Source organism: Vibrio coralliilyticus ATCC BAA-450, assembly GCF_000176135.1.
In the GTDB taxonomy this organism is placed as follows: Bacteria; Pseudomonadota; Gammaproteobacteria; order Enterobacterales; family Vibrionaceae; genus Vibrio; species Vibrio coralliilyticus.
Genome location: NZ_ACZN01000017.1, coordinates 936,350 through 946,679, shown reverse-complemented (window position 1 = coordinate 946,679; position 10,330 = coordinate 936,350). Strand labels below are relative to the sequence as shown.

The following is a 10,330-nucleotide window of genomic DNA, read 5'->3' as shown; positions in this document are numbered from 1 at the left end:
ACTCTTGAAGGTAAGCAAGGATTACGACGCGCGAGTTGGTGGCTAAAACTAATTGCAAAGAAGCAGCAAGTTGAACTTCGGTCTGTGTCATATATTTATCTTATCGACAGCCATTTATGGACTAAGGTATCCCCCGATCAAAATATTGAGATTCATGTCTCACCCGTTTCAGCCAAGCCATCATCCGTCATGCTTATGAGTGAAGCTGCATTACAAGCTTTAGTCCAAGGCAAAGTAAACATTGGTAAAGCTGTAGAACTTGGAATTGTTCATTTTACCAGTTAGCACGTTGTTTTACGCTCCTGCAAAAAACGATTCCGATATGTTCCATACAAGAAAGAGGTGACTGATGTTATCGGTCTCGATATTACATTGAGTACTTAAGCTTATTTACGTCGGCTGCGTATGTAGGGGGGTTAATCAACTTAATGTGTTTTTCATAACAGAATGTAATTCAAACACTAAGGTGACTGCTGCACAATAAAGCTTTAACGTAAAACACAATGGGGCAGAAGCTTGTTATAGATTCAGCCCTCCCACATAGTTCTTCTCAATCCCCCCCCCACACACTTTTCGAGCCATATCGCCATAATGGTGAAAATAGTTATGTGATTGCACTACTATGCAGCAAATATCATTCTACTCTCCGCCCTAACTTGGTGGGTTTGAATTTTAATTACTTAAAAATCAATAAATTAATTGTTATTTAGTGTGGGTTTTAAGCTTGGCACTGTTCTTGGATTTCTCTTCTCAGATACCGAAAGGTTGAATAACCATTCATTATAAGGAGATATCCAACATGAACATGATGTTCAAACTTAAGCTTGCTGCATTAGGCACTTCACTGGCAATTGCGGCGGGGGCTGCTCAGGCGGAAGAGACGATTAAAGTCGGCGTTCTGCACTCCCTTTCTGGCACCATGGCAATCAGCGAAACCACTTTGAAAGACACTGTTTTGATGCTGGTTGAGGAGCAAAACAAAAAGGGCGGTCTGCTAGGCAAGAAGCTTGAAGCTGTGGTGGTCGATCCGGCTTCCAACTGGCCTTTGTTTGCTGAAAAAGCACGTGAGCTGATCGAAAAAGAGAAAGTGGACGTTGTGTTTGGGGGCTGGACCTCGGTATCGCGCAAATCCATGCTGCCGGTTTTTGAAGAACTCAACAGCATTCTTTTCTACCCTGTTCAGTATGAAGGCGAAGAGTCTTCGAAAAACGTTTTCTATACTGGCGCTGCGCCAAACCAACAAGCGATTCCAGCAGTGGATTATCTGATGGAAGAGCTGGAAGTTGAGCGCTGGGTGCTGGCGGGTACCGATTACGTTTACCCTCGCACTACCAACAAGATTTTGGAATCCTACCTTAAGAGTAAAGGTGTCAGTGAACAGGACATCATGATCAACTACACGCCATTTGGTCATTCTGATTGGCAGTCGATTGTCTCGGATATTAAGAAGTTCGGTGCTGAAGGTAAGAAAACCGCCGTTGTTTCAACCATCAATGGCGACGCTAACGTACCTTTCTACAAAGAGTTAGGGGCGCAAGGGGTCTCATCTGAAGATATCCCTGTGGTGGCTTTCTCTGTGGGTGAAGAAGAGCTGTCTGGTATGGATACAGCGCCACTGGTTGGTCACTTGGCGGCGTGGAACTACTTCATGAGTGTCGATACTGATAACAACGCTGAGTTTGTTGAAGCTTGGCAGAAGTTTATCGCCAGCGAAAAACGTGTGACCAACGACCCTATGGAAGCGCACTACATTGGCTTTAATATGTGGGCGCAAGCGGTGACGAACGCTGGCACCACGGACTCAGAAGCTGTGCAGGATGCCTTAATTGGGGTGTCTGTGCCTAACTTATCTGGCGGCTACTCAACCATGCTACCAAACCATCACATCACCAAACCCGTCCTGATTGGTGAAATTCAGGATGACGGTCAGTTCGACGTGGTGTGGGAAACTACAGGGCTGGTTGCAGGGGATGCATGGTCACAATACTTACCGGAATCCGCCAAGCTTTATTCCAGCTGGTCTAAGCCGTTTTCTTGCGGCGCATTTAATGTTGAAACCAATAAATGTGCAGGTAGCACAAATTAGATGTCTCCCTTCGGCGCCAAGGAGGGCAACCTCTACGGCGCTGCTTTTTCTTTTCTGCCATATGTCTTGTAAGGATACAATTCATGACAAGCTTAGTTCGGGTGCTTAAAAAGCTGGTGGTCTGTTTAGCCTTGGTGTGGCTACCCTTTATATCTCAGACTGCTTTCGCGTATAACGGGCCAGCAATAAACCCATCGGAATTTTCAAAGATTCTGACTGGTAAAAGCACCGCCAAAAAACAGCAGGCCATCTATTGGCTGGTGCGCACTCAGCCTGCCGATATCGCTCACCCTATTCTTTCTGCCTGGCTCAATGGTCAGCTCTACCATCTTAAGGCGCCGGGTGAACCCCGCGAGCAGGCACTGTATATCACATCGTCTCCGGCTGCTGGCTCTGAGGCAATGAATGTCTGGAGTAATGAAACTTATGTGATTGAAAATAAACGTCAGTTTAAAAAAGTGAGAGTGAACAATAAATTGCGCGGAATATTGCGCCTTGAAATAGCTTCGCTCGACTTGAACCACCCAGAGCCCTCGGTACGCGTTAGTGCCGTGAATGCCTTAATGGCGAAGATGAGTCAGGACACGGTCGCACTGCTTAAGCTGCAACTTAAGGCTGAAAGCGATGAATCAGTGATTGCAGCTTTGCATCTGGCGTTGGCGGTGGATAGCGCTTTGAATGCGGATACCAAGGCACGCATCGCAGCGATTGAGATTCTGGCGGATTACCAGCAACCCATAGTGCTAAAAACGCTTAACAAGGTGTTAAGCCGTGAACAGGATCAGGCTGTGATTGCTGCTGCGCAAAGAGCACTAGACGACTATCAGCAAAGTCAGCGCTTTTACTCAGGCGTAGAAACCTTGTTTTTCGGTTTGAGTCTTGGCTCTGTGCTGGTTTTAGCTGGGATTGGTCTGGCGATCACTTTCGGTGTGATGGGGGTGATCAACATGGCTCATGGTGAGCTGATCATGCTTGGCGCATACACCACTTACGTTATGCAGCAGTTATTGCCTCAACAAACTGGGCTAGCGCTGATTCTATCTATTCCAATGGCGTTTCTGGTCTCGGGGTTAGTCGGTATTGTCATTGAACGTTCGGTGATACGTCACCTCTATGGCCGACCGCTTGAAACCTTGTTAGCTACTTTTGGTATCAGTTTGATTCTGCAGCAAGCGGTTCGCTCGGTGTTTTCTCCACTTAACCGCTCTGTTAGTACGCCAGAATGGATGTCTGGTGCGCTGGAAATCAACCCAATGCTGTCTCTGACATTTAATCGCCTCTACATCATTCTATTCTGCGCCATGGTGTTTATTGGCTTGGTCATGGTGTTGAAGAAGACGCCACTAGGTTTACAAGTGCGTGCAGTATCGCAGAACCGTTCGATGGCGAGAGCAATGGGCATTCGCTCGGAGCGCGTTGACGCCATGACCTTTGGTTTAGGCTCTGGTGTGGCAGGCATCGCAGGTGTCGCACTTTCACAGTTGACCAACGTCGGTCCGAATATGGGGCAAGCATACATCATCGACTCATTTATGGTGGTGGTGTTTGGCGGTGTCGGTAACTTATGGGGCACGCTGGTTGCTGGCTTAAGCCTTGGCCTGTTCAACAAACTCTTAGAACCATGGGCGGGTGCGGTACTGGCGAAAATTCTGGTGCTGGTGTTCATCATCTTATTCATTCAAAAGCGCCCTCGCGGATTATTCCCGCAGCGCGGTCGAGCAGCAGAGGGGTAACCAGACTATGAATCAAGTACTTAAAAATGGTCTGTCACGATCATTTCTTCTCTCTTCTCTGGCTGGAGACAAAGGCGGGCAACTGACGCTGCTGGCGATTCTGGCTGCGGTAGTGTTGATACCACTGGCGAATGTTCTGCTTCCAGCAGGGCACCCTCTGCATGTGGAAACCTTTGCCATTTCACTGCTAGGTAAGTATCTCAGCTACGCCATGTTGGCATTGGCGGTAGATTTAGTGTGGGGCTATCTCGGGATCCTCAGCTTAGGCCACGGCGCTTTCTTTGCGCTGGGTGGCTATGCGATGGGTATGTATCTGATGCGTCAGATTGGCGATCGCGGCGTGTACGCCAATCCTGAACTACCGGATTTCATGGTGTTCCTTAACTGGCAGGAGTTGCCATGGTTCTGGTATGGCTTTGATCAATTCTGGTTTGCCAGCCTGATGGTGGTGTTGGTTCCGGGCGTGCTGGCTTATGTGTTTGGTTATCTGGCGTTTCGTTCACGGGTGTCTGGTGTGTATTTGTCGATCATCACTCAGGCACTGACTTACGCTCTGATGCTGGCTTTCTTCCGCAATGAAATGGGCTTTGGCGGCAACAATGGCCTAACGGACTTTAAAGATATCCTTGGCTTTAGTTTGCAACAGGACTCAACCCGCATCGCGTTGTTTATTGCAACAGGTATAGCGCTGATTTTCAGCTACCTGCTGTGCCGTTCGATTGTCGCCAGTCGCCTCGGCCGTGTTGCACTGGCGATCCGTGATACAGAGTCTCGCACCCGATTTATGGGCTACGACGTTGATGGCATCAAGCTGTGGGTGTTTGTCCTTTCAGCTGTGATTGCTGGTATTGCTGGGGCTTTATACGTTCCTCAGGTCGGTATTATTAACCCCGGTGAGTTTGCGCCACTCAACTCTATCGAAGTCGTGGTGTGGGTAGCGCTGGGAGGCCGAGCGACATTGTTTGGTGCGATTGTTGGGGCGCTGCTGATCAACTACGCCAAAAGCTGGTTTACGGTTGAATTTCCCGAAGTCTGGTTATTCGCGCTGGGCGGTTTGTTTGTGCTTTCAACCATGTATTTCCCGAAAGGCTTGATGGGTTTTATCAGCGATAAATCCGCTTTCTTTACATGGTCCAACAAAAAGGCCAGTCAGCAGACTGACAAGGAGGCGCTGGTATGAATGCGTATACTCAACCGGGGCAGATCAGTGAATCAATGCGTACTCTGACTCGCCGCGATCAAGTTTTTCCTTTTCTAAAGCCCGACAATCACCCCTTGATTGATACTCGCCACAACATCTTGCTCTACGTCGAAGGCGTCAATAAAAGCTTTGATGGTTTTCAGGCAATCAATGATCTGAATTTGTACATTCGTGAAGGTGAATTACGCTGCATTATCGGCCCAAACGGGGCAGGCAAGACCACCATGATGGACATTATCACTGGTAAAACCAAACCCGACTCAGGCTCTGTCTGGCTGGGAGCGAACATCAATTTGTTAAAGATGAACGAAGCACAAATTGCCAACGCTGGGATTGGTCGTAAATTCCAAAAGCCGACCGTCATAGAGTGCCTCAACGTCTGGCAAAATCTTGAGCTGGCGATGTCCGGTGTGCGCTCAGTCTGGGGGACCTACACCGCCAACCTGACTGGTGAGCAAAGGGATCAGATCGAGTCGGTACTGAGCCTTATCCACCTTCAAGACTGTGCGAAATCGCTGGCTGGAAACCTTTCTCATGGGCAAAAGCAGTGGCTGGAAATCGGTATGCTGCTTATGCAAAACCCTAAGTTGCTGCTGATTGATGAACCTGTCGCTGGTATGACGCATCAAGAAATGGATCGCACATCTGAACTGCTTAACTCTCTGGCAGGTAAGCATTCCGTCGTTGTGGTCGAGCACGATATGGACTTTGTCCGTTCCATCGCCAGCCATGTCACTGTGCTCCACCAGGGACATGTGCTGGCTGAAGGAACCATGGATGAAGTACAGGCACATCAACAAGTGAAACAGGTTTATTTAGGGGAATAGAATGCTGACGATATCTGGACTGAATCAGTTCTATGGCGAGAGTCACACGCTATGGGATCTGAATATGACCATCCCTGAGGGAAAATGCACCGTGTTGATGGGCCGAAATGGGGTCGGAAAAACAACACTATTGCAGTGCATCATGGGCTTGGTGGCGAGCAAGAGTGGCGATATCACTCTGGAAGGTAATTCATTACTCAATGTGGATGCGGAAATGCGTTCAAGACTTGGAATCGGCTATGTCCCTCAGGGCAGGCAAATATTCCCTATGCTGACGGTTGAGGAGAATCTTCAGGTTGGTTTACCTATCAGAGATAAGGGCGACAGGCAGATTCCTGAGTTTATTTATGAGTTGTTTCCGGTTCTTAAGGAGATGCGTCATCGACGAGGTGGTGACTTATCAGGAGGCCAGCAACAGCAGCTTGCGATTGGTCGTGCTTTGGTAATCAACCCGCGACTTTTGATCCTCGATGAGCCGACGGAAGGGATACAGCCCAATATTGTGCAGGAAATTGGTGACATTATACGCATGCTTAACGAAAAGCTCGGCCTGACGGTGTTGCTGGTTGAGCAGAAGCTGCCTTTTGCACGCAAAGTGGGTGACCAATTCTGCATTCTCGACCGAGGACGGAATGTTGCTCAGGGTGAAATGGGCCAACTGAATGACACACTGATAAAGGAGTATCTGACAGTATGATGTGTGATCCTGCGGTGGCGTTCGCCATCGAAAACAACAATCAGCGACTGGATAAGCTGATTCAATCTGATACTGAATCTGGCTGGAAAGCGAAACTCAAACTGCTGTTTACGGATCGTGGTGACAAAACCGTGATTCGCGAACGCCAGCAACAAGGGCCTTTGGCGATTCAGCGTCCGCTTTACCCTGAAGGTAAGGCTTGCCACACCTATCTATTGCATCCTCCCGGTGGCGTCGTGGGTGGTGACACGTTACGCATTGACACACAAGTTGCGCAAGGGGCACACGCTTTAGTGACAACGCCGGGGGCAACGAAGTTTTACCGCTCCGAACAGCGCTACGCGCACCAGCAACAAGTCCTGACTGTCGAAAGTGGTGGATTACTCGAATGGCTGCCACAGGAGAACATTTTTTTCCCCGATGCGCACGCGCGTTTAGACACTCAGATTCACTTAGAAAAGGATGCACAATTTGTGGGCTGGGAGATGCACTGTTTTGGACGTCCTGCACTAAATGAGGGATTTTCCTCAGGGCATTTGGTCGGAAAAACAGAGATTTATCGCCAAGGCAAAAAAATTCTGACCGAGGGGTTAAATATTCGAGGTGGTGATAAGTATATGAAACAAAAAGGCCTTCTCGGATTTCCTATGTCGGGAACGCTTTACATTTCCTCACAGGATGACGATTTTTTCCATTTGGTACAGAGCTTGCTCTCTAACATACAAAGCCAAGTGGGCACAGACAAAGTCATCATCGCTGCGACACAGTTAGAAGAGCTGGTGGTGATTCGAGCATTGGGTCACTGGAGTGAAGTGATCCTCAACATTTTTCAGCTCGTGTGGCAGCAGGCACGTCAGCAATGGACAGGCACTCTCCCACATCCACCGAGGATTTGGGCGACATAAGGACAAACATGGAATTATCACCTCGAGAAAAAGATAAGTTACTGATATTTTGCGCTGGCATGCTGGCGCAAAGTCGCAAAGAAAAAGGTCTCAAACTTAATTACCCCGAATCTGTTGCCTACATCAGCAGTGCCATTCTCGAAGGTGCTCGTGAAGGCAAAAGCGTGTCTGAACTGATGGATTTTGGTCGCACCCTACTTACGGTAGAAGACGTAATGGAAGGAGTGGCCTCAATGATTCCGGATGTGCAGGTAGAAGCGACATTCCCTGACGGAACTAAGCTGGTCACGGTCCACGAGCCGATTGTCTAAGGGGGATATATGGCAGGAACAACCACTCATTTATCCGGCTTTGTGCCCGGTCAGATTGAAACCGCAGCTGGCGAAATTGAGCTCAATGTCGGACGTAAAACCATTCAGGTGAGCGTTGAGAACATTGGCGACCGTCCGGTGCAGATCGGCTCCCACTATCATTTCTATGAAGTCAATGATGCCTTGGTGTTCGATCGAACGCCTTGTCGTGGCTATCGACTCAATATCCCAGCAGGCACTGCGACGCGTTTTGAACCTGGGCAATCTCGCAGCGTCGAACTCGTCGAATACGCAGGCAGCCAGCACGTATACGGCTTTCAGGGCAAAGTTATGGGCAAATTGGATTAGTGATCGCCTGAACAACGAAAAAGCAAACACAAGGATAGGTAATGGCAAGCATTTCCCGACAGGCGTATGCCGAAATGTTTGGGCCAACAGTGGGCGACCGCATGCGTCTCGCGGACACTGAGTTATGGCTTGAAGTAGAAAAGGATTTCACCGTATACGGCGATGAGGTCAAATTCGGTGGTGGTAAAGTGATTCGCGATGGCATGGGCCAGAGTCAGAGACCCAGCGCTGAAACACCCGATTTAGTGATCACCAATGCTGTCATTCTTGATTATTGGGGGATTGTGAAAGCGGATGTCGCGATTAAAAACGGTCGAATTCAAGCGATAGGCAAAGCGGGCAACCCAGATGTTCAGCCAGAAGTGACCATTGTGATTGGTCCCGGGACGGAAGTGCTGGCAGGAGAGGGCTCGATTTTGACCGCAGGCGGTATCGACTCTCACATCCATTTCATCTGCCCGCAACAGATAGAAGAAGCGCTCGCGTCTGGTGTGACAACCATGATCGGTGGCGGCACTGGCCCCAATACCGGAACCAATGCGACGACCTGTACTCCGGGGCCGTGGAACATGCATCGTATGCTTGAGTCTCTTGACGAGTTTCCGATGAACTTTGGCTTGCTCGGCAAAGGGAATGCCAGCCAACCAGAAGCCCTGCGAGAACAAGTCGCGGCAGGTGCAGTGGGGCTTAAACTGCATGAAGATTGGGGTACAACACCCGCATCAATTGATACTTGTCTGACGGTCGCCGATGAAATGGACGTGCAGGTTGCGATTCATACCGATACGCTTAACGAGTCTGGTTTTGTGGAGTCGACGCTGGGTGCGATTGGTGATCGTGTTATCCATACCTATCACACCGAAGGTGCCGGTGGTGGCCATGCACCTGACATTATCCGCGCTGCGGGTGAGTCGAATGTCTTGCCATCATCAACCAACCCGACACGCCCTTACACGGTTAATACCGTGGATGAACACCTCGATATGCTGATGGTGTGTCATCACCTATCTCCTTCGATTGCCGAAGATGTCGCGTTTGCGGAATCTCGCATTCGCCGCGAGACCATCGCCGCTGAAGACATACTTCATGATCTTGGTGCTTTCTCTATGATTGCGTCGGACTCACAAGCAATGGGCCGAGTTGGTGAAGTGATCACCCGTACATGGCAAACGGCGCACAAGATGAAAGTCCAGCGTGGCAGTCTGGCTGAGGACTCGTCTTACAGTGATAATTTCCGTCTTCGCCGCTATATCGCTAAATACACAATAAATCCGGCGATTACTCACGGTATGGCCCATGAAATTGGTTCGATCGAAGTGGGTAAGCTAGCGGATTTAGTTTTGTGGAAGCCCGCTTTCTTTGGTGTCAAACCTAGCGTGATTCTCAAAGGTGGCATGATTGCCATGGCGCCAATGGGGGACCCGAATGCGTCGATCCCAACCCCTCAACCGGTTCACTATCGCAGTATGTTTGGCAGTTACGGCAAAGCGAGCCAGAACACATCCATGCTGTTTGTTTCTCAGGAGGCACAGCGTGACGGTGTTGCTCAGCAGCTTGGGCTTGGCAGTCAGATTGGTGTCGTCAGCCATTGCCGCGATATCAGCAAAGCCGACATGAAACTCAATGACTGGCAGCCAAAGATCGAAGTCGATTCCCAAACTTATCAGGTTCGTGCTGATGGTGAGCTGTTGGTTTGTGAGCCTGCCGACGTGCTACCTATGGCACAACGATATTTTTTGTTTTAACACCATCAATGAGGGAGCGAGATGATTGAGCTAACCGAAATCAATACTGAAATCACAATACAACCCAACGCATTTCTCAGCCTGCCGATTGACAGTCGAATTAAAAGCCGTCTTAAGGTCGAGCTGGATGATGGTCGGGAAGCGGGGCTGTTTCTGCCTCGCGGGCATATTTTACGTGGTGGTGAGCAGCTAAAAAGTCAGTGCGGCATGGTGGTTGAAGTCAAAGCCGCGCCTGAGAAGGTATCGACGGTGTACTGCAGTGATCTGCACCTGCTGACTCGTGTCGCTTATCACCTTGGTAATCGCCATGTACCACTGCAAGTCGAGTTTGGCTGGGTGCGCTATCAACATGATCATGTTCTGGATGAGATGGTGGAAGGGCTTGGCGCAAATGTCACGACGGAAGAAGCTCCGTTTGAGCCAGAAAGTGGTGCTTATGGTGGCCGTTCTGGTGGGCACCATCACCACCATTAACTG

The 10,330-nt window shown here is 49.4% G+C and carries 11 protein-coding genes; all 11 read left to right on the top strand.

The window, feature by feature from the left end; translation table 11 throughout:
• Window positions 1-285 (top strand): hypothetical protein (locus VIC_RS19380; protein ID WP_039952217.1); only part of this gene is annotated, 285 nt, incomplete at its 5' end.
• A 514-nt stretch (window positions 286-799) separates the two neighbouring features.
• Window positions 800-2,086 carry an urea ABC transporter substrate-binding protein gene (urtA, locus tag VIC_RS19375; protein WP_006961918.1) on the top strand — a complete coding sequence of 429 codons (1,287 nt, stop codon included), beginning with the start codon at window positions 800-802 and terminating at the stop codon, window positions 2,084-2,086.
• 83 nt (window positions 2,087-2,169) lie between these two features.
• Complete coding sequence (gene urtB, locus VIC_RS19370) at window positions 2,170-3,819, top strand: urea ABC transporter permease subunit UrtB (protein ID WP_006961917.1); 1,650 nt, start codon at window positions 2,170-2,172, stop codon at window positions 3,817-3,819.
• Window positions 3,820-3,826: 7 nt separating this feature from the next.
• On the top strand, window positions 3,827-4,999 hold the full coding sequence (gene urtC / locus VIC_RS19365; RefSeq protein WP_006961916.1) for an urea ABC transporter permease subunit UrtC: 1,173 nt from the start codon (window positions 3,827-3,829) through the stop codon (window positions 4,997-4,999).
• Window positions 4,996-5,847 carry an urea ABC transporter ATP-binding protein UrtD gene (gene urtD, locus VIC_RS19360; protein WP_006961915.1) on the top strand — a complete coding sequence of 284 codons (852 nt, stop codon included), beginning with the start codon at window positions 4,996-4,998 and terminating at the stop codon, window positions 5,845-5,847. Before urtC ends, urtD begins: the two co-directional genes overlap by 4 nt.
• Before the next feature lies 1 nt (window position 5,848).
• Window positions 5,849-6,544: an urea ABC transporter ATP-binding subunit UrtE gene (gene urtE, locus VIC_RS19355; RefSeq protein WP_006961914.1), complete on the top strand. Its 696-nt coding sequence runs from the start codon at window positions 5,849-5,851 to the stop codon at window positions 6,542-6,544.
• Window positions 6,541-7,449 carry an urease accessory protein UreD gene (locus VIC_RS19350; RefSeq protein WP_006961913.1) on the top strand — a complete coding sequence of 303 codons (909 nt, stop codon included), beginning with the start codon at window positions 6,541-6,543 and terminating at the stop codon, window positions 7,447-7,449. The genes urtE and VIC_RS19350 overlap by 4 nt, the downstream gene beginning before the upstream one ends.
• Before the next feature lie 8 nt (window positions 7,450-7,457).
• Window positions 7,458-7,760 (top strand): urease subunit gamma, encoded by a 303-nt coding sequence (ureA, locus tag VIC_RS19345; protein WP_006961912.1) that lies wholly within the window; start codon window positions 7,458-7,460, stop codon window positions 7,758-7,760.
• Between the two features lie 9 nt (window positions 7,761-7,769).
• On the top strand, window positions 7,770-8,108 hold the full coding sequence (locus VIC_RS19340) for an urease subunit beta (RefSeq protein WP_006961911.1): 339 nt from the start codon (window positions 7,770-7,772) through the stop codon (window positions 8,106-8,108).
• A 41-nt stretch (window positions 8,109-8,149) separates the two neighbouring features.
• Window positions 8,150-9,853 (top strand): urease subunit alpha, encoded by a 1,704-nt coding sequence (ureC, locus tag VIC_RS19335; protein ID WP_006961910.1) that lies wholly within the window; start codon window positions 8,150-8,152, stop codon window positions 9,851-9,853.
• 21 nt (window positions 9,854-9,874) lie between these two features.
• On the top strand, window positions 9,875-10,327 hold the full coding sequence (gene ureE, locus VIC_RS19330) for an urease accessory protein UreE (RefSeq protein ID WP_006961909.1): 453 nt from the start codon (window positions 9,875-9,877) through the stop codon (window positions 10,325-10,327).
• Window positions 10,328-10,330 lie beyond the last annotated feature (3 nt).